General features: G+C 62.2%; 33 protein-coding genes, 2 tRNA genes and 1 pseudogene. 17 read left to right on the forward strand and 19 right to left on the reverse strand.

Going from position 1 to position 22,176, the window contains the following annotated elements:
- Window positions 1–12: 12 nt before the first annotated feature.
- From XI08_RS31425 to XI08_RS31455, 7 genes are all read right to left on the reverse strand, one after another.
- Window positions 13–1,053 (reverse strand): PrsW family glutamic-type intramembrane protease, encoded by a 1,041-nt coding sequence (locus XI08_RS31425; RefSeq protein ID WP_027542664.1) that lies wholly within the window; start codon window positions 1,051–1,053, stop codon window positions 13–15.
- Window positions 1,054–1,378: 325 nt separating this feature from the next.
- Window positions 1,379–1,534, reverse strand: coding sequence for a hypothetical protein (locus XI08_RS31430; protein WP_167770608.1), 156 nt, complete (start codon window positions 1,532–1,534; stop codon window positions 1,379–1,381).
- 138 nt (window positions 1,535–1,672) lie between these two features.
- Window positions 1,673–1,933 (reverse strand): hypothetical protein, encoded by a 261-nt coding sequence (locus tag XI08_RS31435; RefSeq protein ID WP_442869879.1) that lies wholly within the window; start codon window positions 1,931–1,933, stop codon window positions 1,673–1,675.
- A gap of 150 nt (window positions 1,934–2,083) precedes the next feature.
- Window positions 2,084–3,097, reverse strand: a complete 1,014-nt coding sequence (locus tag XI08_RS31440; RefSeq protein ID WP_271577358.1) for an acyl-CoA desaturase — start codon at window positions 3,095–3,097, stop codon at window positions 2,084–2,086.
- A 117-nt stretch (window positions 3,098–3,214) separates the two neighbouring features.
- Window positions 3,215–3,841, reverse strand: a complete 627-nt coding sequence (locus XI08_RS31445; RefSeq protein WP_027542667.1) for a pilus assembly protein PilZ — start codon at window positions 3,839–3,841, stop codon at window positions 3,215–3,217.
- Between the two features lie 200 nt (window positions 3,842–4,041).
- Complete coding sequence (locus XI08_RS31450; protein WP_271577359.1) at window positions 4,042–4,701, reverse strand: hypothetical protein; 660 nt, start codon at window positions 4,699–4,701, stop codon at window positions 4,042–4,044.
- 107 nt (window positions 4,702–4,808) lie between these two features.
- Window positions 4,809–4,883, reverse strand: a tRNA-Glu gene (locus XI08_RS31455).
- 225 nt (window positions 4,884–5,108) lie between these two features.
- On the opposite strand from XI08_RS31455, the gene XI08_RS31460 reads away from it, so the two are divergent.
- From XI08_RS31460 to XI08_RS31470, 3 genes are read left to right on the forward strand one after another with little or no spacing between them, the layout of a single operon-like run.
- Window positions 5,109–5,363: a PilZ domain-containing protein gene (locus XI08_RS31460; protein ID WP_027542669.1), complete on the forward strand. Its 255-nt coding sequence runs from the start codon at window positions 5,109–5,111 to the stop codon at window positions 5,361–5,363.
- 57 nt (window positions 5,364–5,420) lie between these two features.
- Window positions 5,421–5,666, forward strand: a complete 246-nt coding sequence (locus XI08_RS31465) for a hypothetical protein (protein WP_271577360.1) — start codon at window positions 5,421–5,423, stop codon at window positions 5,664–5,666.
- 5 nt (window positions 5,667–5,671) lie between these two features.
- The gene (locus XI08_RS31470) at window positions 5,672–5,839 is read left to right on the forward strand and encodes a hypothetical protein (protein WP_271577361.1); all 168 of its coding nucleotides are present in this window, start codon (window positions 5,672–5,674) and stop codon (window positions 5,837–5,839) included.
- Between the two features lie 188 nt (window positions 5,840–6,027).
- Here the strand turns inward: XI08_RS31470 and XI08_RS31475 are convergent, their stop codons facing one another.
- The 3 genes and pseudogenes from XI08_RS31475 to XI08_RS46075 all read right to left on the reverse strand — a co-directional run.
- Window positions 6,028–6,666, reverse strand: coding sequence for a glutathione S-transferase family protein (locus tag XI08_RS31475; protein ID WP_271577362.1), 639 nt, complete (start codon window positions 6,664–6,666; stop codon window positions 6,028–6,030).
- 397 nt (window positions 6,667–7,063) lie between these two features.
- Window positions 7,064–7,516, reverse strand: coding sequence for a VOC family protein (locus XI08_RS31480; protein WP_027542672.1), 453 nt, complete (start codon window positions 7,514–7,516; stop codon window positions 7,064–7,066).
- A 390-nt stretch (window positions 7,517–7,906) separates the two neighbouring features.
- Window positions 7,907–8,473: pseudogene (locus XI08_RS46075) on the reverse strand (NAD(P)H-binding protein); the annotation flags it as partial.
- 368 nt (window positions 8,474–8,841) lie between these two features.
- Here XI08_RS46075 and XI08_RS31490 point away from each other — a divergent pair.
- Window positions 8,842–9,012 carry a hypothetical protein gene (locus XI08_RS31490; RefSeq protein ID WP_271577363.1) on the forward strand — a complete coding sequence of 57 codons (171 nt, stop codon included), beginning with the start codon at window positions 8,842–8,844 and terminating at the stop codon, window positions 9,010–9,012.
- A 304-nt stretch (window positions 9,013–9,316) separates the two neighbouring features.
- Here XI08_RS31490 and XI08_RS31495 read toward each other — a convergent pair whose 3' ends face one another.
- Complete coding sequence (locus XI08_RS31495) at window positions 9,317–9,643, reverse strand: hypothetical protein (RefSeq protein WP_271577364.1); 327 nt, start codon at window positions 9,641–9,643, stop codon at window positions 9,317–9,319.
- A 246-nt stretch (window positions 9,644–9,889) separates the two neighbouring features.
- Here XI08_RS31495 and XI08_RS31500 point away from each other — a divergent pair, with 246 nt between their 5' ends.
- The 3 genes from XI08_RS31500 to XI08_RS31510 all read left to right on the forward strand — a co-directional run bounded on the left by XI08_RS31500 (window position 9,890) and on the right by XI08_RS31510 (window position 10,839).
- Window positions 9,890–10,090, forward strand: coding sequence for a hypothetical protein (locus XI08_RS31500; protein WP_271577365.1), 201 nt, complete (start codon window positions 9,890–9,892; stop codon window positions 10,088–10,090).
- Window positions 10,090–10,353, forward strand: a complete 264-nt coding sequence (locus XI08_RS31505; RefSeq protein ID WP_271577366.1) for a hypothetical protein — start codon at window positions 10,090–10,092, stop codon at window positions 10,351–10,353. Before XI08_RS31500 ends, XI08_RS31505 begins: the two co-directional genes overlap by 1 nt.
- 255 nt (window positions 10,354–10,608) lie before the next feature.
- Window positions 10,609–10,839: a tripartite tricarboxylate transporter substrate-binding protein gene (locus tag XI08_RS31510; RefSeq protein WP_271577367.1), complete on the forward strand. Its 231-nt coding sequence runs from the start codon at window positions 10,609–10,611 to the stop codon at window positions 10,837–10,839.
- A gap of 73 nt (window positions 10,840–10,912) precedes the next feature.
- On the opposite strand, the gene XI08_RS31515 is transcribed toward XI08_RS31510, so the two are convergent.
- The 3 genes from XI08_RS31515 to XI08_RS31525 form a co-directional block, all read right to left on the reverse strand.
- Complete coding sequence (locus tag XI08_RS31515; protein WP_271577435.1) at window positions 10,913–11,407, reverse strand: hypothetical protein; 495 nt, start codon at window positions 11,405–11,407, stop codon at window positions 10,913–10,915.
- Between the two features lie 262 nt (window positions 11,408–11,669).
- Window positions 11,670–11,972 carry a hypothetical protein gene (locus XI08_RS31520; protein ID WP_027542680.1) on the reverse strand — a complete coding sequence of 101 codons (303 nt, stop codon included), beginning with the start codon at window positions 11,970–11,972 and terminating at the stop codon, window positions 11,670–11,672.
- A gap of 146 nt (window positions 11,973–12,118) precedes the next feature.
- The gene (locus tag XI08_RS31525) at window positions 12,119–12,304 is read right to left on the reverse strand and encodes a hypothetical protein (protein WP_027542681.1); all 186 of its coding nucleotides are present in this window, start codon (window positions 12,302–12,304) and stop codon (window positions 12,119–12,121) included.
- An 80-nt stretch (window positions 12,305–12,384) separates the two neighbouring features.
- On the opposite strand from XI08_RS31525, the gene XI08_RS31530 reads away from it, so the two are divergent.
- The 4 genes from XI08_RS31530 (at window position 12,385) to XI08_RS31545 (ending at window position 14,825) form a co-directional block, all read left to right on the forward strand.
- Complete coding sequence (locus XI08_RS31530; protein WP_271577368.1) at window positions 12,385–12,558, forward strand: hypothetical protein; 174 nt, start codon at window positions 12,385–12,387, stop codon at window positions 12,556–12,558.
- 272 nt (window positions 12,559–12,830) lie between these two features.
- Window positions 12,831–13,127: an HU family DNA-binding protein gene (locus tag XI08_RS31535; RefSeq protein ID WP_027542683.1), complete on the forward strand. Its 297-nt coding sequence runs from the start codon at window positions 12,831–12,833 to the stop codon at window positions 13,125–13,127.
- A gap of 566 nt (window positions 13,128–13,693) precedes the next feature.
- Window positions 13,694–13,831 (forward strand): hypothetical protein, encoded by a 138-nt coding sequence (locus XI08_RS31540; protein WP_167770612.1) that lies wholly within the window; start codon window positions 13,694–13,696, stop codon window positions 13,829–13,831.
- A 796-nt stretch (window positions 13,832–14,627) separates the two neighbouring features.
- Window positions 14,628–14,825: a hypothetical protein gene (locus XI08_RS31545; protein ID WP_027542685.1), complete on the forward strand. Its 198-nt coding sequence runs from the start codon at window positions 14,628–14,630 to the stop codon at window positions 14,823–14,825.
- On the opposite strand, the gene XI08_RS31550 is transcribed toward XI08_RS31545, so the two are convergent.
- Window positions 14,822–14,947 carry a hypothetical protein gene (locus XI08_RS31550; protein ID WP_256374845.1) on the reverse strand — a complete coding sequence of 42 codons (126 nt, stop codon included), beginning with the start codon at window positions 14,945–14,947 and terminating at the stop codon, window positions 14,822–14,824. The genes XI08_RS31545 and XI08_RS31550 overlap by 4 nt on opposite strands.
- A 103-nt stretch (window positions 14,948–15,050) precedes the next feature.
- Complete coding sequence (locus XI08_RS31555; protein WP_027542686.1) at window positions 15,051–15,281, reverse strand: hypothetical protein; 231 nt, start codon at window positions 15,279–15,281, stop codon at window positions 15,051–15,053.
- A gap of 299 nt (window positions 15,282–15,580) precedes the next feature.
- On the opposite strand from XI08_RS31555, the gene XI08_RS31560 reads away from it, so the two are divergent.
- Window positions 15,581–15,865, forward strand: coding sequence for a hypothetical protein (locus XI08_RS31560; RefSeq protein ID WP_027542687.1), 285 nt, complete (start codon window positions 15,581–15,583; stop codon window positions 15,863–15,865).
- A 68-nt stretch (window positions 15,866–15,933) separates the two neighbouring features.
- On the opposite strand, the gene XI08_RS31565 is transcribed toward XI08_RS31560, so the two are convergent.
- A complete protein-coding gene (locus XI08_RS31565) occupies window positions 15,934–16,098 on the reverse strand; it encodes a hypothetical protein (protein WP_164933808.1) in 165 nt (54 codons plus the stop codon).
- A 304-nt stretch (window positions 16,099–16,402) separates the two neighbouring features.
- Here XI08_RS31565 and XI08_RS31570 point away from each other — a divergent pair, with 304 nt between their 5' ends.
- The 4 genes from XI08_RS31570 to XI08_RS31585 all read left to right on the forward strand — a co-directional run bounded on the left by XI08_RS31570 (window position 16,403) and on the right by XI08_RS31585 (window position 18,802).
- Complete coding sequence (locus tag XI08_RS31570; RefSeq protein WP_271577369.1) at window positions 16,403–17,161, forward strand: SIR2 family NAD-dependent protein deacylase; 759 nt, start codon at window positions 16,403–16,405, stop codon at window positions 17,159–17,161.
- A gap of 198 nt (window positions 17,162–17,359) precedes the next feature.
- Window positions 17,360–18,019, forward strand: a complete 660-nt coding sequence (locus XI08_RS31575; RefSeq protein ID WP_027542689.1) for a cold-shock protein — start codon at window positions 17,360–17,362, stop codon at window positions 18,017–18,019.
- A gap of 124 nt (window positions 18,020–18,143) precedes the next feature.
- Entirely contained in the window at window positions 18,144–18,629 is a 486-nt protein-coding gene (locus XI08_RS31580; protein WP_271577370.1) for a DUF192 domain-containing protein, read from the forward strand.
- A 96-nt stretch (window positions 18,630–18,725) separates the two neighbouring features.
- Window positions 18,726–18,802 (forward strand) — tRNA-Pro (locus XI08_RS31585).
- Window positions 18,803–19,139: 337 nt separating this feature from the next.
- Here the strand turns inward: XI08_RS31585 and XI08_RS31590 are convergent.
- Together XI08_RS31590 and XI08_RS31595 are read right to left on the reverse strand one after the other, a co-directional pair.
- The gene (locus XI08_RS31590; protein WP_271577371.1) at window positions 19,140–19,823 is read right to left on the reverse strand and encodes a hypothetical protein; all 684 of its coding nucleotides are present in this window, start codon (window positions 19,821–19,823) and stop codon (window positions 19,140–19,142) included.
- A 25-nt stretch (window positions 19,824–19,848) separates the two neighbouring features.
- Entirely contained in the window at window positions 19,849–20,340 is a 492-nt protein-coding gene (locus XI08_RS31595) for a hypothetical protein (RefSeq protein ID WP_271577372.1), read from the reverse strand.
- Between the two features lie 1,623 nt (window positions 20,341–21,963).
- Between XI08_RS31595 and XI08_RS31600 the strand changes: the two genes are divergently transcribed.
- Window positions 21,964–22,158, forward strand: a complete 195-nt coding sequence (locus tag XI08_RS31600) for a hypothetical protein (RefSeq protein WP_271577373.1) — start codon at window positions 21,964–21,966, stop codon at window positions 22,156–22,158.
- Window positions 22,159–22,176 lie beyond the last annotated feature (18 nt).

Raw genomic sequence — 22,176 nt, forward strand, 5'->3', positions numbered from 1 at the left:
CCATCCCGCGGTTCAGCCGCCGCCGTGCGCTGACGAAAAACCTTCGCCGCTGGTGCGAACGCGGTTGCGGCCGAGAATGTAGATCGCGATCGTGACGATCAGGAGCGCAAGCCCGAGCAGGATCGAGACGAAGCCGATCGGGATCAGAGCCAGCGTCAGATTGCGCTCGGGGTTGATCAGCCAGTGATGGATCGAGGTCAGCACGAAGGCGAGGCCGAGAAAGCCGACGCCGCCGCCGGCGAGCAGCAGCGCCCACATCCGGCGCAGCTGGCTGAGCCGCTCCCGCGCGACATCGGTCCGCGGCGCGTGGTGGCGCGCGACGCGCCGCACCAGGCGGATGGCGAAGGCGATCGAGCTGAAGCCGATCAGGAGGCTCGCGGCGCCCAGCCACATCCGCAGCGTCGGGTCCAGATCCGGCATGCGCTGGAGGGTCAGCAGTGGGAAGTCGAAGGCCGAATGCAGCGCGAGCGGGCCGGCGAAGATCAGCAGGCGGCTGGAGAGACGAGCCCAGTCGCGATGGTGCCGGTTCGCACCCAGCGCCGTACCGGCACGCGCGATCGTCAGGTAAGCGCCGGCGATGATGCCGAGCGCGCCGTGGAACGGCACGGTCAAGACGCTGCGCAAGGCGGCCAGCGAGCGCCACATCTCGGCGTGCTGGACGAGATAGGCGAGGTTCTCGTAGGCGGCGAAGCCGAGGCCGACGGCGGCACCATAGACCACGGTGTCCATCGGATTGGCGAAGGTCCGCCGCTTGGTCGAGGAGACCAGCACGATGGCGACCACCTTGACGGCTTCCTCGGGCAGCGCGACGCCGAAGATCGAATGCATGGCGAGCGCCGCCCAGGGATTGTCGGGGGCTGCGACCATCTTGGCGAAGGGGGCGCGGGCGAGGCCCAACAGGGAGATGCTGGCCGCGCCGAGCAGGAACGCGGTCCAGACCTGGGCCGGTGGTCCCGGGCGCTCTTCGGCGGCAATGACAAGCCACAGCATCAGCAGCGCCGGGGCGATGGCAGCAGTTCCGATAACGGTGGGTAATGCTTCAATCAGATACATTGGCGCCGAAAATAGGTTCCCTTGATCCGCTTATCTACATTTACCGCTGCGACCATGTGTCATGCGCTTGCTGTCGCCTCGCTTAACGCGCGTGATAGCTCCCGTTCATCCGCACCACCGCAGGGATCGAATGCAAGTACCATCAATTGCCTGTCGGGTGTGTCGGTCATGGGTGGTTGCAATCGCACGTCCGGGATCGAGCTGCGATTGGTAAGTCAAATCAAGGAAATGCCCAGGTTTCTTCGATTCACGATGCACGTCTCCGACGGCGGGTCCGGCAGGTGGCGTTGCGTCCGCGGGGACAACGCGCGGCCGGGTCGATGGCCTAGTCATGCTTCCTTGTGCGCCGGCGGGGCGATGTGGCGGTACGGCGCGCCCGCACCTGCTCCAGCTCCCAGAAGACGCGCACGAGGCACGAGCCCAGGCAGAACACGACCAGCAGCAGCAGGAAGGCTTGATCGACGGCGGCGACATGCATCATGGCGATTGTTAAGCAACGTGCATGCCATGCGTTCCCGCAATGGACTGCGTCCAGTGCAGCCGCGCCTTCCACCAGACGCTGCCTGCGGGGGCTCGAATCGGCGCGTCGCGGCAGGGCGGTCGGGGCCGCTTGCAGCCTTCAGTGCGTCGTGAACGGCAGCGGCGCCTCGGGGGCGATGTCGAAGGCGCCGAGGTGAAATTCCTCGCCGGTGGACGCGTCGTCCGGCTCGGCGTGCTGCGCGAGCAGCGTGAACGCGGCCTGCGGGTATCGTTTCCAGATCTCGAGATCGCCGGCGGTGATGGTGAGCCAGCCGAACGTGTAGATGTAGCGTCCGGGCTCGGTAACCCGGCCGACCCTGTCCCAGGTGATCTTATCGACTCTGATCTTATCGACTGTGATCTTGTCGACTGCCATTCGGTCCCCCGATCGCAAGTCTGCAAATGAGGTCCGGCGCGAGGCACAGACCCTCAAAAGCTGATCCCGCAATGGGGCCGCGATAGGGCAGCGATGCGGAGGCAAGACGGCCGGAGGACGGCCGCCGCCTGCCGGTCAGCGCGTCGTCGTGGCTGCCTGCGCTTCCGCTTCGGATGCCAGCTCAAGCTGGCGGTGCGAGGCGTGGAAGACGTCGTGGACGAGGCCGATCTTCTCCATGCCCAAGATGATCAGGCCGTTGAGATCGATCTCCCACCAGGCGTGCGAGAGATAGGCGTCCCGCGGGAAGCGGTGATGGTTGTTGTGCAGGCCCTCGCCGAAGGTGAGGATCGTGGTCACGAACTCGTTGGTCGAGGCGTCGTCGACCTCGAAGCGGCGATAGCCGTAGGCGTGACAGACCGAGCCGGTGAGCTGGCTGACGAGGATCAGGAGATAGGCGCGGAGCAGGCCGGAGAACAGCACGCAGCCGATCATGGCGTGCAGGCCGCCGAAAACGTAGCCGATGACGCCGGGGATGAACACGGCCGACATCCCGTACCAGACCCAGCGCGTCCGCACGAAGAACATCGCGATCGGATCGGCCAGGATGTCCTTGGCATAGTATTCGTTGTCGGTGGTCGCCTGGTCGAACACCCAGCTGCCCTGGGCGTGCAGGAAGCCCTTGAACGCGCTGACATAGCGGTTGCCGAAGCCGTCGAATTGCGGGCTGTGGGGGTCGCCGACGTCGTCGGCGTAGAGGTGATGGCGGCGGTGGTTGGCGACCCATTTGGCGATCGAGCCCTGCACCGCCATCTGGGCAATGGCGCAGAAGAAGACGCGCATGATCGGGCCGGTGCGGAAGCTGCGATGAACGAACAGGCGGTGCATGCCGGCGCCGATGCCGAATGTCGTCAGCGCGAACATCCAGGCAAACGTAAACAGCTCCACCTTGCCGATGCCCTGCGTGACGGCCCAGATGATGCCCGCGATCGCGCCGACGTAGAGGATGCCGAGGAGGAGATAGCTTTCGCGCAGCTTGGCTTTGACGAGCGGTCCCTCGGTCACGACACCGGGGGGAAGCTGCGGCTTGGCGGCTGTGGGCGCGCTCGGAGTGGTCTCTGCCTGGACGAACTCAGCGTCAGCGATAGTCATTCGGGACTTCCAAATAGGCTAGCAATGATTGCGGACGGACTGGGTCACACCCTATCGCGCAGGGGTTGCCACCTCCAGTATTTAGTTAAGAAAGAGTTAAGATGCAGCCGGGCCGGCTCAGGCCGACTGTTGCAGGGGCGAGCGCACGATCAGGCGGACGAGGTCGTCCCGCTGCTGCTTCACGGCGAATTTGACCGCAAAGCCGTTGTCGAATTTGCGGATGACGCGCCCGACGCAGGCGCCGACCGCAAGCGCGGTTCCGACCGGCGGGTCGTATTCGCAGGATATGGCGACGCCGGCCGTGGAGACGTCGATGATGAAGCAGGGATGGATGCTGCCGTCGGCGAGCGTCAGGAAGGTGTGCGAGACCTGCGGAACGAAGCGGGCGTCATTCCGCAGTTCCTGGACGTTGGCGTCCTTCTGCTTTTTCTCGAGCCAAGTCAGCTTCTCCGACATCCAGGCGCGCCGCGCCCGCGTCATGTCGAGTTCCATCAGGAAGCCCGACTTCAGCGTCGCGCTGATCGTGCACTGGAATTCGCCGAAATCCTGGAAATAGGAGGTCACGCGCTCGCCGATCTTGCCGACGACCGGCACGTCCACGATCATGCGGAACGGCGAGACGCGCTTGGTCCGGCAGGCGAAGGTGCGGAGCTTGCCCTCGCAATCGTACCAGCGCGGCAGCGAGTAGCTGCCGCTCACGGTGACTTCCACTGCACGCTGCCTGAGGAATTCTGCGACGGACATCAGTGCCAATCGGGTTGCGGAGTATTTCCGTAATTCAACGGTAGCGGTCAAAGTCTAAGCAAATGATACCGTCGCTCATGAGCAGGGGTAAATTTCCGGTAAACGCGCGGCTCGGTCATGCACCTGGACAAGCGGCATAAGGTCCCGATTACGGGGCACGCGAATTCACAACATTGAGAGCGACGGTGCGGCCGTGGCGTTCAGAGAGATCCGAGCAGAACGAGACAAGCCAGCAAGGCCACAGCGATGAGGAGCCTGATCGTCGTCCAGGCCGGACTCTCCGCACCGATCTCCAATCCGAGCCACGGCAATGCGCGCCGCAGCGCGCGCGTTGCGAATGCTTCGACCATGGCGAGCGCGAGGGCGATGCCGGCAAGGAACGACCACGACTCGGCCGGGGGTATCCACGGCACCAGCCAGGCAGCTACGGTGCCTTTGAGGGACGCGAGCAGCGCGAGCCATCCGAACAGGTATGCGAAGTTCTTGATGATGTCGGGTCCGACCGCACCGGGCTCGAGCCGGACGCCGATCGCTGCGAGCGCGCGTTCGATGCGCTCACCGTCGGCCAAGAAGAGAAAGGCGCCGAGGTAGAGCGGAATGCGCGACATGAAGAGGAGGGCCATCAGCCCGAACAGAACCGCGTAGCCGTAGGCATCGCCGAGAATGTCCTTGCCGCTCGCGCGCGAGAGCTCCGGCGCGGTCGCGACTTGGCGCTGCGGAAGCGATCTGGCCCGCGCCATGTGCTCCAGCATTCTGGCGCGCCGGTCCGGTGCGTAAGACGTCGTGCGGTGCATCCAGGGCGGCGGGGCCGGCGAGGCAACGCCGGCTTGGCCGTCCGAGGGGGATTTGGGCTGTTCCATGGGCCTGCACCGGTTCCGATCGGATGTTGGTCGGAGGTGAGGGCCGGGGAGGTTCACGGGTATGGCGGTGATTGTCGCCGCCTTGCCCGCACGTCGTCGCGCGCGGATGGCGCTCCCTAGCGGAATCGAACCGCTCTCTCCACCGTGAAAGGGTGGCGTCCTAACCGATAGACGAAGGGAGCAAACGCTAAGCCCCGCCGCTTTTAACGGCACGGCCGCCGCCGCTCGAGTCGTGCCCGGCGGCTTGCAGCGGGCGAACGTATAGTGGCCTTTCGGCCCGTGGGCAAGCCGTTCGGGAACGGTCTTTTGGAACCGTGGATAGCGCGGTCAAGGGGATGATTCGGAGCCGATTTCAACGGTTTCTTAGGGGTCTCTGAGATAGCGCTGGAGCGGGAGATTTCACGCCAATGCCACCGCCCAAGAAGCGCGCAGCCCGCAAGCTGCTGTCGCAGCACGCCTGGATCACGCTCGAGGGCGGATTCGCGGCGCGGCATTGCCTGGTCCAGGACATCTCGAGCTCGGGCGCCAAGATCACCCTGGACGAGGATGCAAGCCAGCTTCCGGGCGTGATCCGGCTGGCCTTCGCGCGCGATGCCCGCACCGGGCGGAACTGCCAGGTGGTCTGGCGCCGCGGCAAGTCGGCCGGCATCAAGTTCATCTGACATCGCCCTGGCGCTACCCGCATGGCGCGTGGCGCCTCGCCGGGCTAGAACGCCGGGATGCGTACGCCGCTCCTCATCCTGATCTCGTTGCTGGCCACGTCCGCGGCCGCGGCCGATCGCCCGCGCCTCCCGGCCGCCGAGCGGCTGCAGGCGGGCAAGACCTTGCCGCTGAAGGGTACGGGCGGGACGGCGAAGGCGAATTCCTGCGCCGCGTATGGACTTGGCTTCACCATGGTCGAGGCAACCGGGACCTGCGTGAAGGTCGGCGGCTCGATCCGCGGCGATGCCGCGGTCCGGCGTTGAGCCGCATGCCGCCGGATCTGTTGCGCCTCGATATCGTCGTCCCCGTGGTGATGTATTGCGCGCTGCTGTGGTGGGTTGGCCGCGGCCTGAGCTGGACCGCGCGGCTGGCCACCGCGGTCGTGACGCTGGTGCTGATCATCGGCGTGCTGCTGGTCGAGCGCGGCTGGGGCTAGGGCGCCTTGTTCGGACGCGTTTTCTTCACGCGAACCGGTATCCACTTCGCTTGAAAACGCTCTGCAAACAAAAAACCGCGAAAACAACCCCATGCACAGTAGCCGTCAAGTGCGGGCGTGACGCCGGCCGCCTGCGCCAGAACGGCGATTCATCGCGCGCTTATCGCAGCTTAAGCCGCATCAGCGGCTCACGACATCGGCGGCGCGACAAACTGTGCAAAACCGGGGCGTTTGCCGAGTTCGGCGAGCCAGCGCGTCAGGTTCGGCTGCGCCGGCCGGGCGATGCCCTCGACGCCGAGCCAGCGCCGCGCATAGGAGCCGATCGCGATGTCGGCGAGCGTGAACTGCTCGCCCTCCATGAAGCGGCGCGTGGAGAGCAGGCGATCGGCAATCGCCCAGACCTCGGCGGCGGCATCGGCATCGCGCTGCACCTGGATCATGTCGCGCTCAGTGGGCGCCGTGCGCACGATGCCCCAGAACACCGGGCGATCGACCGGCTGCACCGCCGACAGCGTCCAGTCGAGCCAGCGGTCGATGGAGGTGCGCAGCTTCGGCGCGTCCGGATAGATCGGCGTGCCGCGTCCATGCGCGAGGCAGAGATAGCGCATGATGGAATTCGATTCCCACAGCACGAAGTCGCCCTCGACCAGCGTCGGGATCCGCGCATTCGGGTTCATCGCGAGATATTCGGCCTCGCGGGTCTTGCCGTATTGCATGCCGGCATCGATGCGCTCGTAGGGCAGGCCGAGCTCGGTGAGGCACCACAGCACCTTCTGCACGTTGACCGAATTGGCGCGGCCCCAGATCGTCAGCTTGGTGTCAGGCATGAAGCTCCTCCCGCGGCGTTGTTCGGTGTCGTAGCGTCGTAGCCCGGATGGAGCGAAGCGTAATCCGGGTCGGTCTCACCACGCGAACAGACCCCGGATTGCGCGTCGCTCCATCCGGGCTACGAGTCCACCGCTACGCGGGTGATAGCGGAATTTCCTGTGCCGTACGACGGCGATTGCGGCGCGCCCCTCATGCAAAAAGCTCCGCCATGGGCAGAGCTTTCATTGCAGGTTGAACCAGCTCGTCAGTGGCCGAAGAACAGCCACAGCAGAATGATCACCGGGATGGGCACGCCCAGCATCCACAACAACAATCCTCGTCCCATTGCGTCCTCCTCCAATCATCTTGTCGAGGAGTGAACGTGCGCGGCGAGGGCTTGTTCCTATGGAAAAGGCCCTACCAGTGGCCGGTGTTCGGCATCGACGACCACGGCTCCTGCGGCGCTTTCGGCTCGCCCTTCTGGAGCAGCTCGATCGAGTGCAGATCGGGTGAGCGGACGAAGGCCATGTTGCCGTCGCGCGGCGGACGATTGATGGTGACGCCGGCCTTCATCAGCTTCTCGCAAGTGGCGTAGATGTCGTCGACCTCATAGGCGAGATGGCCGAAGAAGCGGTCCTCGCCGTACTTCTCCTCGTCCCAATTGTAGGTGAGCTCGACCAGCGGCGCGCCGCGGCTCGAGGGCTGCTTCTTCAGTGCCTCGAGATCATCAGCCGAGCACAGGAAGACGAGCGTGAAGCGCCCCTTGTCGTTCTCGATCCGCCGCACCTCCTTCAGCCCCAGCGCATCCTGGTAAAACTTCAGCGCGACATCGAGATTGCGCACGCGCAGCATGGTGTGGAGATATCGCATGGTTGTTGCTCCCTTGAACGGGTGGGGTTTTGCTTTGGGCCGGGATGGCGGGGATAGGAGATAGCAGGAAACGGGGAGGAGGGGCAGGGGGCGGGGGCAAATGTGCGTGAGGGGTGTTGGTTCGGCTCGGACTGCGTCACGTCCGAAGCAGTGCGGGGGGGGGGGGGGGGGGTTCCAATGATAGATTCGGATCTTCTCCGTTTGATGCCGTGCGGCCTTGGCGATGGCGTGCGCGATCTGGTCGCCGGTGAGCCCGCGATACCGATTGACTGGGCCAACCAGCAGCGGATTGAGCACGCCCCATATCGCGATGAAAAGACGTTCACGCGGGCGATCCTCGTCGCGCTCGCCGAGGATCATCGACGGGCGGAAGATATGCGTGTGGTCGAAATCGAGCGCGAGAATGTCCCGCTCCACCTCACCCTTGGTCCGGACATAGAACACGCCGGAGCCGGCGTTGGCGCCGACGGCCGTGACCAGAAACACCGACCGCGCACCGTTCCCCTTGGCGATCGCTGCTGCCAACAGCGGATAATCATGATCGATCTTGTAATACTCGGCCTCGTCAGGCGTGTGCTTGCGTGTCGTTCCCAGCGCGATGAAGACCTCGTCGGCGACCAGTTGTGGCTTCAGCGCGGGAAGCGAGGCGAGATCGCCGACCAGCATCATGAGCTTCGGATGGCTCACCGCCAGCGGCTTGCGGGCCACCGCGATGACCTGCGAATAGTCAGGGCTGTTCAACAGGTCGCTCAGCAAATGCGAGCCGATGAAGCCGGTTGCGCCGAAGAGAAGTGCAGTTTTCATCCACGCCACCGTTTTGCGTTGATTGCCTGACTGCGTATCATCGCATGAACGAGCGGAATCCGGAAAGTGAGTACGAATCACCGGATCATCGCTATGAATTTCGCACCGATCATCGCAATTTTTGCCGCTTCCAATTAGCGATGTTGCAAACATCAACTAGCGGATTTCGCTAGGAATTATGCGTTACGCATTTTTTTGGAAGCTTTTTTCGACTTTGTCCCCGTTTCCCCCAGTTTACCTCTTGCGCGTGAGTCACGCTTTGGGCCACATATTTCTGCCCCCGGCAATTCAGCTCTCAAGTTTTCAAATGGAGAGCTGTGCTATGTCCGACCATAAGTTCGAGATCAGTTTCTGGGGTATCAAGATCAGTGCCCAAGGATTAGGAATTGCCGCCGCAGTTGTCGTGGTGGGAATGTTCCTCGCCTTTTCGCGATGGTAACCCCCAAAATAAATCCTCCAAGTGAACTAGCGCGGCCCATTTTTCGGTGATTATTGGTGGGCCTCTTCCAATGGAGGCTCTTATGATCAAGATCGATGTTTTGCAGTTTCTGATAGAGAAGGGTCCCGGCCGAACCGAGCTTGAGTTGGCGCGTGCGGTTCATGGTGACAAAGGCTACCAGCAGCAGGTCAACCAAGATCTATCGCTATTGCTGGGTCGAGGCACAGTCGAAAAGCGCGGCCAAGGTGGGTAGTATGACCCCTTCCGATACTTCCCTCAGAACGCTTGAAATGTTGCTATGTCACCGTAGTTGCGCTCTGGGCTGGTTCGGTCGATATCAAGCGCTGGCGGGATGAGTGATTGTACTTCTACCTGTACTGAATCGCCGTTAGTACGTTGACGTGGCCTCTGTACGCTTTGCCGAGCGCTCGGCTTTGATTTCCTCCGCGACGCTGTTGCCATGAGTGCAGCAACTCTCGCCGCCACGGAAATTGCGGTGACAGTGCACTCAATTGGGCTCTCCGCTAAGCGTGGACTGAACCCGTAGAGCCGGACGTTCAGCCACCGGCGCTGTCCATCATGTAGCTTCGAAAATGCAGATCAAGCGCGACAGAGCCCGCAGCAACGAGCAGGACGAGGATACTCGCATATATCAGTGGCTTCCTCACATCTGCACGGAATGACCATGCGCCGAGGCCAAGGAATCCGATCCCGAAGGCGAGGCTGAACCAGGTCAGGCAGATGGCCAATTGCTGCTCGGCGCGATCCAGCTGAGACATGAATCCGTCGGGAAATCCCAGCCACGTGACGAACACCGATAGGCGAGCCGAACCTGCGAACATCAGGACTGCGAGTGCGAATGGATAGACGTTCTTGCATGCCATGAATTGTCTCGGTTGGGCCGTCTGGCTATCATGCCGGTCGCACGTATTACGTCGACAGTGCACTCAATTGGCGATGTCCGCTAGGCGTGGATTGAACCCGCAGTGCCGGCCGGGCGATGGCGGATGAATTTAGTGCACTGTCACCGCAATTGCCGCCAAATTCCCGCTCTTGCGCCTTATCCCGACGCCTAATTGGTCAAACCCTCGGCGGTTGAACCCCGCCAAAGGTGGGGGCGACTAAACGCCATGGCCGCATTCGTTGCAGAACTCCTGTTCGATCTCGTCGGAAGCCTCATCGGTAGCTGGCTGCGACGGGCTGCGGTGGCCATTTGTGTGTGGCTCGACACGAAGATTCACGGCCGCGCTGCACGCTTTGTCGTGGGCGGCCTGCTCGGGATCGCCGCCTATTTTCTCATTCCCGTTATCGCCGGGCTGCTGGGTCTTTGATGCCCTCCGTGAAGACGAACCTCTTCATCGCATTGGCCATCGGGGGGTTCGTCTCGGCGGTGCTCCTCGCCATCGAGCCGCTGACCGACTTCGCTTATCTTTCGCTGGAGTGGCCTGGCATCACCGCCGCATATTTTTTCTGGGGAGTGATCGGAGGACCCACCTTCATCGGTATCGCCATTTCCTGGGTCGTGAATGCGCTCATCTACGGTCTGGGTGCTTTTGTCGTTCTCAGCGTTTTGAAGGTGCTGAGGGAGGCATGAAGCGCTGGCTTCAGAGGCTCGGAAAGGTTGCGAGGGTTGCAGCGATTTGCGGCACCGTCGCGTGGCTCGTGCTTTTGGCGAGTTCTCCTCAAGCGCCCGATGCCGCACATCCCGAGCGTTACGCGCACCGGCACGATGTCCAGGTATGTGAGCGAGGGGACCGAACTGGCTCTGCGTATTCTGCTCGGCTCATCGTTTACTCTGGCCCTGGTGGCGTTTGGATGTCACTTCGCGACCAGGGACATGCAGGAGTGAATGATCCCCGCGGATTTCAATGGCATCGGCAAGGGCTTGCCCGCCGACCTCGTCACGACAATTCAAGCCGAGGTCGCCAGGATCGTGCAGCGGCCGGAGGTGAGGGAACGCTTCGCGCTTCTCGGATTCGAACCGCTCGGCTCCACGCCGGATTATTTCGCGGGCTACATCAAGGCCGAGATGGCGAAGTATCAGCAGATCATCAAGGACGCCAACATCAAGGCGGAGTGACAGTGGCGCACGCGTGATCGGGCAAGTTTGATTACGGTGACAGTGCACTCAATTGACGTCAGCGCAGCGGTTCCTAGCGCTTTGATCCTTCTTTGCCGAGCCGGGCCTCCTCAGCCTCGTCCACGAGCTTCAAGGCGATGCCGTCGTAGCTAAGCTTCAGCCCGCGGCCGACGGTCCAGATCCATCCCTCTCGGGCGTCCCTGGTCGGCTGGGCGTTGAACTGGTCGGAGATCGATTTGACGGCGGCGTCTTGCGGCCCCGGATTACTCAGCACCGCATGGACGCGCCAGATGGGGTGCTTGGCGTCGACGTCGTCGCCATCGATCGTGAGCTTGGCGCCATCGACTGCGCATTCGAGGGCGTAGGACCCGCGAAGCTGGCGGCAGCGGTAGCGGCGTTGCGTGACGACCTTGTTTGCTTCGTCGAATGTCATCCCGGGGGAAAAGCCGAGGATGTCGGACTTTTTCACCATGGACAGCGATGCAGGCTTCAAAAAGCCTGGCTGGATCGCCACGGTGGCGGCAACGGCAACGATGATCAAGCCGGCGATAACAATGGCAATTTTCATCAGCCCCTCGCGAGAAACACCCGACCATACAGTAGCCGAGGCATCCCGCCAGTCGGGCTTGGGCGTCATCGCCATGGGAGCTGTGCGGCGACAGTGCGTCGTGCTGTGCGTTCTTGCCCCGGACGCAGCGCAGCGCGCCTTCCGCGGTGCGGCTGCAGAGCCGGGGCCCATCTATCGGCTGTGCAGTGTGTGGCTTGCTGGGTGCCGGCTCTGCGCAGCAGCGTTGCACGCTGCAGCGCGTCCGGGACACGAGTTCACCGTCCTAGGCTGCAATCCGTTGTTCGACAGGCGCGGTCAAGTATTTGAGCGCCTGTGCATGCTGCAGGTCAGGGACCGCAATCGCCGTGTGGCTGTAGCTCGCATGGGTCCGCGACCTTGCGATCGTGTCCAGGATCTCCTTGCCCTTGATGACATGAAGGCCCATGCCCTCTTCGGAAGGGAAGATTGCCAACACGACGTCATAGGCCGCGATGACGGCTTTGAGCGCCTCGGCCTTGTCTTCGGCGACATCAACAAACACGCGAACATCGGCCGCGAGTTCACGCAGCTCGTGAAAATCCAGCACTGTGGGATACTCCAACGCAACGATACCAAGGGGAGCTTGGATGCGTTGGGTTACTGAAGTGTCAACAACGCGGTCTGAACCACAGGTTTCACGATGAGGTATCTTGCGACCGCCCGTGAACGCCGCTGTTGCGCGCGACAGCTACGTCACTTGGCGTAGCCCTGGGAACGGAGCCACGCGATCTTGCGATCGCCGTTGATCCAGTCGTCGGCATCCGCCTTGCTGGTGAATCCGGTGATTTCGCGCTGTTCGTGGTCGGGGTAGTCCGCCAGGATCTTCCAGTCGCCATCGGCGATCCGGACCGCTCTAAACGTCACTTTTGTTTTGGCCATGGCGGCACTATGCAGCAAATGCTCTCGAAAGAGAACCCGCCTTGGGATCACTCATCTTTCCGCGTCTCAGGGAGCAGGCAATGCTGCTGTTGATCGGCCCGCTGCTGTTCGTCTTGCTGTTCTATGCCGCCGTCAGGGCAAGGCAGGCAGGCCTCTCCGGTACCAGGGTCGTGCTCATTGTCGTCGTCGGCTCGGCCGGCATTGTTGTCCTGATGTTCGGAATCCTGGCGTGGGGCTTCCGCGACTTCGGGTGATACGGGCATCGATGCTGCCTCGCGGCACCGGCAGAACCCTCTACGGTTATTGCTGAATTCGAATCGTCGCGTGTCGATACAGGCGCTGTTATCCCGCCGAAAGAGACGGAACTCACGTCAAACTGCGGCTTGCGTTTTCGGCCCCGATGGGTTCTAAGCCCGGTGACTTCCTGACCGCTGGCATGAACACAAAGCGCGCTGCGCGGCTTTGTCGCGTGCCCGGCACGGTACCCTCAAAGCGCGCGCGCACCCAATTCAGAAGGACGTTTGACATGGCGAAGATGACCAAGACTCAATTGATCGATGCGATTGCCGAGGGCACGCAGCTTGCGAAGAACGACGTGAAGTCGGTCATCGAGTACATGGCGACGGTCGGCTACAAGGAGCTCAACGAGTCCGGTGAGTTCGTCATTCCCGGTTTCGTGAAGATGTCGGTCGTGAACAAGCCGGCGACCGAAGCCCGCATGGGCGTCAATCCCTTCACCAAGGAGCCGATGCAGTTTGCGGCCAAGCCCGCGAGCAAGTCGGTGAAGGCCTCGCCGCTGAAGGTCGCCAAGGACGCCGTCTGATCCGGCCATCGCGCACCGCTTCTGCGCCCAGAGCCCCGTTCCGATGACGTCGGAGCGGGGTCTTTGTTTTTGTCTCTTTGTTTTTCTCTCTTTGTTTTTCTCTTGGGCCGCGCGACGTCCGCAAAAGCGAAAACCCCGCCTGGGGGAAGCGGGGTTTTCTGATGGGGGTGAAGCCTGGGGGAAGCTTCAGGAATGAGACGCGCGAGCCCGGCAAAAGGTTCAGCCTCCGAAGACGAGATAGAGAAAAACCCCGCGCTTTCGCGCGGGGCTTTCCAAACTGACGGCGATGGGATTTCAGCGCCTGGCCGTCAGCCTTAGTTCAAACCTAGGGTTGAAAATCCAAAAAGCAACAGCGCCGCGGTGACGGAGTATCTTCGTCAGGCGGCGCTGCCGTATGACTGGGCGCTGAAATCCCCAGCCTTGATGGGTCTTTGCTGCGCCCAAAAGGTTCAAGACGATGTGCGTGGAAATCGCGCGCGAGGGGGCTGGACTTTTTGTTCTCATTTTGTTCCTATGAGCCATCATCTTTTGGAATCGCTCTTTTGGAATCCTTTGGGAGGTGACTCATGACCGTCGAAAAACAGCGCGAAGTGATCAGGCTCTGGAATCAGCTCAGGAAGGTCGAGGGCCCGGCGGCAGAAGAGCTCCGCATCCAGATCCTCGAATGCTTCTCCGAGAAGAGCAAAGAGAAGCGCGCGGCCTGATGAGGCTTCGGCCGGACGTCGGCCGCGATGGAGCGCGAGATCGTATCGTGTTTGCGGTGGTCGCGAAATTTCGGCGCCCAAGATGTCTGCCGGCGAAGATTTCTGCCGGCGATGACGTGACGACACGCCGCTTCATCGATCGTTAGGAATCGCTCCGCGCTGATTTTCTCGACTCCGATTCGTTCTTCGAGAACGAAATGGAGTCGGATGCAGAACAAGTTGCGCTCCTCCACATCGACGCGAACGCGCGTGTCAGAACGAGACAGCGTGAGGTGTCGCACAGTGCCGCTCTCGTCTCCCGCGCAGGACATTGGCGACGGGAGAGCGACATGGATGCGCGCCGGCTGATCGGGATGTTCGCCGGGATCGCAGCAGTGTTCTAGTCCGACAGGCACGCAAGGTCATACGTAAGGCCGCGCAGCGGCAAGCTATCGGTGCGATCGATTTCGGTGAGGCGACATGACGGGAATATCCACACCGCTTGTTAAGAGTTGCTCCGCGCCGATTTCTTCGATTCCGATTCGTTCTTCGAGAACGAAATGCAGGCGAAGCTGGAACAAAGCCGGTCGGCGGATGGCGGGCCGACCTTGGCGTTCGCAGACCTTGGCGTTCGCGCAACGCCTGAAGCGGCCCGCCGAGAGTCTCGACGCGCTGCGCCAACTCCTAACGAAAGCTTGCGCGGGAAGCGATAACCCTATTCGGTTAGGTTAAAAGCCCAATCGCGTTGCGCTTGCCGCGGATTGGAGTAGGTGTCTGGCAAGGACAAGAAGCGACTTTGCCAAGAAGCCATTTTGCCATGACACCATTTTCAGAGCCGTCCTTTTATCAAGGCGACCGGCATACCTACCGGCGCGTTGCCATCGTCGGCACGCTGTTCTGCCTCGCATTCGTGGTGATCAGTTTTTCGCTGCGGCCGCAGCTCGAGGACACGCGCGTGGCGGTCAAGGCCGACCGGCTGGTGCGCACGGCAGGCCAGGCGCCGCACACCAATTAGCGCTCGTCACCGCAGATCCGGTCGTCGGCGCTCGCGCGCGGGCACGCAGTGCCGCGGCTCGCGAGCGCGACGAAGCCGGCATAGCCGGACAGGTTGAGCAAGACTTCAAGCCACACGGGCATGTCGGACCTCACTTGCGTGAAGACAACCTCAACTTGCATACGCGGCGTTTTGTTCCCGGCTCGCGGAAAAAAGATCCGCCGAAAAGCCAAATGGAAGTGCGCCCTAGAGCCGGGAGGAGGGGTCGAGCCGCCGGCCGAGGGTTGCGACGGACTCGGAGGAGGGCTGTTCCCTGAGGAACTCGGCGATGGCCCGCGCCAGTTCGCCGTCGCTCATCGGCGTCGGCGGCGGGCGCAGCGTGCCGACACCGAAATTGCGAACGATCTCGTCGTAATGCTGATCGCCGGATCTGGGAACAAGTCGGCGGATACGAGCCAGCAAAGCGGATATCGGCAATCTTTCCTCCTCGGCGCTCCGCCCCGTTGGCAGTTGTTATTCCTTGCTGCCATTTGCTCCCGTGGAACTAAAAACCCCGCCAGCATCGCGGAGGATACTGACGGGGCTTTCGTGCTGGCCTTCACCGGATAGCGGAGGCTTCGCACTTGCAGGTCCAACCGACATGCGGCGAGTTCGTTCCGCTCGCATCGACATTTTTTTGACGGGCTTCGGTTCCGCGCCACGGGCTTCGGTTCCGCGCCGCGCGCAACCATCAAACGTCCCCAGCGTTGTCTCCCCTGGACGCGAAGGAGGAACTCATGAAGAAGACACTGGCAGTTCTGGCCACCGTCGCAGCCGTCGGCGTGACCGCGGTGGCGGCGCCTGCGCCTGCCGAGGCGCGCGGTCGCGGCATCGGTCCGGGCCTCGCATTCGGTCTAGCCGCCGGCGCGATCACCGCGGGCGCGATCGCTGCGTCCCACCCCTACGGCTATTACGGTCCGGGCTACGGCTATTATGACGGCCCGGCCTACTACGGTCCTGGCCCGTACGCCTATTATGGCGACGGACCGTATTATCGCCGCCACTATTATCGTCACTGGTAACGGTGGGCTAAGTGAAAAGCCCGGAGCGATGCTCCGGGCTTTTTTCATGCGTGGCGATCAGGCGAGCGCTACGGCCAGAGCGAGGGCCGCTCGACCTTGCGGGCGTTCTCGAGCGTCGAGACGAAATACTCTTCCCGCTCGCGCTTGAATTTCTCCTGGGTGGCACGGAAGGCGGCGACACGGGCGGCGATCTCTTCGCGTTCACGGATCTTGCGTTGTTCGTCTTCGGTCATGTCCATCCCCTCTGTTCGCACTTGGACGATGTTACTTGGGTTGCGTTTATTGGGCTTGTGCCTACTGGGCTATGTCTACGTGTGTGCTCAAGCGCTGCCGCCGCACCTCGCCTTGAGTCGCGTCAATACATGCATTGGCGCTTCTGATTGGGGCGTCAATGGGGAGGAGGCATTGCAGGATTGTGATATGCGAAGGGCGGAAAAAATTGCCGAGTGCATTGCGTTCGCGGTTGATAACAGCGTCAACAATCTTGCCGCTTGCGCATCTTGCAGCTAGCGCAGGACCAAAGCGGGAGGCGTGCGATTGATTGCATCGGATCTTCGCAGCGGCGTCGAACGTCTCGGCGACATGATCGCCGAGGCGAAGACCATCGTACCGTTCACCGGTGCCGGCATCTCGACCGAATGCGGCATCCCCGACTTCCGCTCGCCGGGCGGAATTTGGACGCGCTATCGTCCGATAGAGTTCGGCGAGTTCGTCGCGAGCCGGGATGCGCGCGACGAATCTTGGCGCCGACGCTTCGCGATGGAGGAGACCTTTGCGGCGGCACGGCCCGGCCGCGGCCATCGCGCGCTCGCTTCGCTCTACCGCGCCGGCAAGATCCCCGCGGTCATCACCCAGAACATCGACAATCTGCACCAGGCCTCGGGCTTCGCCAGCGAGCACGTGATTGAACTTCACGGAAATACTACTTATGCGCGATGTATCGGCTGCGGGCAGGCCTATCAGCTCGACTGGGTGAAGCGCCGTTTCATCGAGGACGGCGCCCCCAACTGCACCGTGTGCGACGAGCCGGTGAAGACCGCCACGATCTCGTTCGGCCAGATGATGCCGGAGGAGGAGATGCAGCGCGCAACCGCGCTGTCGCGCGCCTGCGACCTCTTCATCGCGATCGGTTCCTCGCTCGTGGTGTGGCCGGCGGCGGGCTTTCCGATGATGGCGAAGAACGCGGGTGCACGTTTGGTGATCATCAATCGCGAGCCGACCGAGCAGGACGACATCGCCGACCTCGTCATCCGCCACGACATCGGCGAAACGCTCGGACCCTTTGTCGGCAATTGAGGCGTTAGTTTGATTCGCGGCTGTGCAAGCTGTTCATAGGTTCCGGCGAATCTCTTTTTTGTCTATGCGTCGCAACCGGGAGTGTTATCTTTTGAGTCGAAAGATTCGCGTCGCGTCGAATTGAGAACATTCTCTTAAGACGCGTGATTCGAGCGCCGCCAATGTGGCGGGTTGCATGGCAGTGTGGGGTCCGGGGTTATGGGGTCGTCGGACGGATTTGAGTCCAAGAAGCTTGGAGTTCCCGGACAGGGCACTTCGCCGGGGCGCATGACGCCGGGCGAGCACGGCAGCGGCCGCGAGAGCGGGCTCAGCCCGTTCACCGGCCTTGGCGAAGCCAGCGCCAATCTCGTCGAAGTCCACGGCGTCATCAAATGGTTCGACGCTTCCAAGGGCTACGGCTTCATCGTTCCCGACAATGGCTGGCCGGACGTGCTGCTGCACGTGACCGTGCTCAGGCGCGACGGTTTCCAGACCGCCTATGAGGGCGCCCGCATCGTCGTCGAGTGCATCCAGCGCGCCAAGGGCTACCAGGCGTTCCGCGTCGTCTCGATGGACGAGTCGACCGCGATCCATCCGGCGCAGATGCTGCCGCCGCGCACCCACGTCACGGTCACCCCGACCAGCGGGCTGGAGCGGGCCCAGGTCAAATGGTTCAACCGGCTGCGCGGCTTCGGCTTCCTGACCTGCGGCGAGGGCACGCCCGACATCTTCGTGCACATGGAGACGCTGCGCCGCTTCGGCATGACCGAATTGCGCCCCGGCCAATATGTGCTGGTTCGCTTCGGGCCCGGCTCCAAGGGCATGATGGCGGCCGAGATCCATCCCGAGACCGGATCGCCTGGACTGCAATCGCACTAGCGGCGGCCGGGTCGTCAATTCCCGCAATCGTGAGCAGAGGCGCGCCGGCTGACCGGCGCGCCTCTGGCTTTTCGGGCGGTCGCCGCGTAGGACTGTTCCATTCCCACGCCCTGAGTGCCATCCCATGAATCTTGATCGAAAGGCTGTCTGGTCCGTTGCGAAGGGCTGGCTTGCCGCCATCCTGGTCGTCGCCGGCGTTGTCGTGGCGGGCGGATCCGTCCGCGCCGCGAGCTTTCAGCCGCTCGAGATCGTCACCAAGGGCGGCGTGCAGGTGTTCTCGGTAGAGGTGGCAACGACCGAGGAGGAGAAGCAGACCGGCCTGATGTACCGCAAGGAGCTGGCCGACGGCAAAGGCATGCTGTTCGACTTCAATCCCGAGCAGGAAGTGTCGATGTGGATGAAGAATACCTATGTCTCGCTCGACATGATCTTCATCCGCGCCGACGGCCGCATCTTGCGCATAGCCGAGAATACCGAGCCGCTGTCGACCAAGATCATCTCGTCCAAGGGCCCGGCGCGGGCGGTTCTGGAGGTGGTGGCGGGAACGGCGCAGAAATACGGCATCCGCCCCGGCGACCGCGTCGGCCACCCGTTGTTCGGCAGCAAATAGAGCCATCCGTTGAGGGCCTTGCCAGCCTTGCTGGCGCCTCTTAGGACGCTTGCTGGCGCCTTGGGAAGCGTGTATCGACAGGGCTCGCCGGACATTCGGGGTATAGCGCAGCCTGGTAGCGCGGCAGTTTTGGGTACTGCAGGTCGTTGGTTCGAATCCAGCTGCCCCGACCAGTCCCGACGTTGAATCTCCTAAACTTTTCCCCTGCGGTTCTGACGTGATTCTGACACGCGGTTCTTACGCTGTTCCGTCATCGTCGCCGGCGGATTGGGCAGTCTTCAATCTGCAGGGGGCTCAACGACGATCAGCTCGGTTTTGCCAAAATATCTGGCGATGCATCCCGTATTCACCATCACGTCGGCACTCAGCAGCAGAGACGGCGTCCATCGATGCTTCGGCACCGTCACGACCGAAGCGCTGGTGGTCGTAAGAAGCCGGTGCCGCGCGACTTTTTCCCGCCAGTACGGATACAGGCTCGATCCTTCCACGTAGACCAGGAACGCCGTTTTGCTAAGCAGAAGCAATGCTGCGACAAGAAAAGCCAGGGCGACGGGAAGGCGTTCCGAGCTGAGGGACGAGATGGTCGCGCTCTGCGCAATCATCCGCTCCAGCGAACTCCGGTAGGTTCGGACCAGCAAGGAAGCAGACAGGCCGGAGCCGAAAAAGAAGCAGGATCAGCGCTTGGTTTTGCGCCCGTTCAACCAGCCGAATCCCCGTCGAATAATAGTGTACGAAGTATTCGAAGTAGCAACAGGCCAGACAGAGAACGATGATGCCGGGCGCCAGGAAGCGCGCACGGGGATGAGCTGCCTCGGACCGTTCAGGGATTGTGTAAGTCAAGGCGGCGACGGCGACCAGCCATGCGATCATCGCGGGTTCGCGCAGGAATTGTCCGAATTGCACCATCGAGAAACGCAGCGCCTCGAGGAGCGAATGGCCGATATGGCCCCTGTCGGCGAACTGCGCCATACGTGCGGTGTTGCCGTTGGCTGCAGCAACGATCACCCAGCCGGCCGTGACCGCAATTGCGATCAGCGCGTGAGCGCCGATCTGCATCTTCTGGTCAAGCATACGACGCGCGACGGTTGAGCCCACGAGAATCGCGACGAGCCATATGGCCGTAAACTCGTTGCACAGGGCTGCAACGAAGCCGCCAGCCGCCATGCAGAAGATCGCACCGGTCGAAAACTCCACCTTACTGTCGAGGGCCCGAAGGCATTCAGCCAAAATCAGGATGCAAGCGATCGCGGGGGGGCACATAGCAGGCCACGCCGGGCAGCCAGTAGAGCAGATCGCGCACGCTCGTCGAAGCACCCAGCACCGCAGCGGCGAAAACGAGACCGAGGAAAATCGATGGCAGCCCGCGAATGCGCGACCATGCTCGCGCGACCGCGGCCATGCAGCCGGCAAGGAAAGCAACTGCGCCTGTTGCCATGGTCAGAGAATAGGCGGACAGCAGACTTATGCCTGTCGCTTGCGAGATGGCAGCGGGAACGTCGATGAGGCCATAGGGTACGATCCGACCTCCGACCTCCCCGTAAAAGCCCCGGATCGAGATCAGCCCCTGCTCGACAAATCGGTACGAAAAGCAGAAATCGTCGTGTTGCGGATCTGCAAGGACCGTCAACACAAGGAAGAAGAGCACGAAAAGCGCGGGCGGGAGGGCAGCAAGAACCCAAAGCCACCGAGCTCGATCGTAGTGCCGCCCCATTAAATTTCCCAACGAGTCATAGAAGGAATTTATCAAGAATCGGCGGCAATCGATAGACTAACTCCCGCGGGACGCAAGCGGCATTCCATGGCGTTCCTTATGAAGGTTTCCGCCGTGACGCTCCTACGGGAACTGGCAGATTTGGCCGGCGGCAGAAACATGACACGGCAGTTTCCGTGGGGCCACAGCCGCGGATCAGAACAATAGCCAATCGGCCAAGCGCCAGGCGATCCAGGCGAGGGCGCAGATCCAACCCAGCATGACGATCCCCGCGACGCCAAGTCCGCACATTGCGAACAGCGAGCTTTCGGGCTCCGGCGCCTCCGGGAGTTTCTCGGTCGTATCGATTTGGCTCACAGCTCCCCCTGTCTTGCGGCCCGTTGTTCATTGGTCTCGTCTCGCGCGTCGAAATTCACCGATCGCGCTCCAGCTCACACGGACGTGAGACGAGATGACCTCCCATCCACGGCACGCGCGCCGATCGTTGGCGCGCGCCGGTGCCCCGGACGGATGGGCAAAAGCTGCAACGCGCCGTGCGGCAATTGGTTGCTGCCGTCCGGCGCGGAAAATGCGTGCCGGATCGTACTTTCTCACGCTGCCGGCGCCTGCTTTGCAGGCCCAGCGCGTTGAAGGAGCGGATAGGGCGCGCAACCGCGCTGCGCCACCACGACCACCTATTCCGACGGCACGACCGAGGTCGAGACGCCCGTGAGCGCGCAAGGCAGTCAAGGCCATCAGGCCGGACAGACCTACAATTCGCAAAGATCGCTCGGCACTGCCACGAACGCATCCGACAGCACGTCCAGCGCCAGCGCCGCCGTCTAGCTGGGCGCGATCGCCGCAGCGGGCCGCGCAGCGTATGCGTGCTGAAACGCTTGCTCAGCTCGCGCCTGATCCCGGCCTGAAGCCTTGGCACTCGTTCTTTGCGCAGCCCGACTTCCGCGCGACTTTTCAAGGCATTGGCGCGGGCGGGCCAGCGCACAATTACCAAAGATTCATCGAACCTTTGGCTGTCGCCACAGACATATGGATGTTGGGGATTTCAGCGCCCAATACCTAACGGACGCCGCCAAGCGAAGATTTTCCGCTTGCGCGGCGTTGCGCTTTTCAGGTGTCACGTTCTTCAGAACTGGCCAATCAGCTCGACGCGTGCCAACCGGACGGAAACGGCACGAACGGCCAGACCGTCTGGTTGTCGTTGGCGGCCTTTGGCGGCTCATGAGCTGACGTCCTGACGGCCGGGACGGGCGGCGTCGATCTCACCGCCAAGCGCAGACATGCACACTGCAATTTCATTGTCGTCGTCCCAGTAAGTCTTTTTCAAAAAGTCCAGGTTCTCAAAAAAAACGCGACGTCAGTTCAAATTCATCGCGCGTCCCGAAAACGGCGCGCCTGTTCTGAAATCACGCTTGCATTGTAGAAAAAACGGCGCCGGCTTTCAACCAGTCCGGCCACCGGTCCGCGACAGGTAAGGTTGATGGGTTAGGTTAAGGGCGAGCGGTTGTTGCGGCCACTTTGGCGGCTGTTATCAGATTGGTGCCGGCTCGCGATGGGCTGCCTGGAATCCGTGCTCACACAAGATCACAGTTCGTCGCGGCGCGCCTATCCTGTGAGTTCTGCGTCATGCCTTTCGATAGCAACTTCAAAACCGTCAGTCCGCAGTCGAGCTGGACCGAAATCTGGCACCTCTGGACCGTGATCGTGCCGCGCCGCTCGATCAATGGGCAGCTCGTTTATGGTAAGGTCTGGCGCCGGCACGACGGCCGCGACTGGATCTACAGGAAATTCACCGAGTTCGACGGCGAAGAGGCGGCCTGAGGCGGCATCGCTGCCGCC

It is taken from the genome of Bradyrhizobium sp. CCBAU 11361 (genome assembly GCF_028128935.1).
GTDB classification, from domain to species: Bacteria; Pseudomonadota; Alphaproteobacteria; order Rhizobiales; family Xanthobacteraceae; genus Bradyrhizobium; species Bradyrhizobium niftali.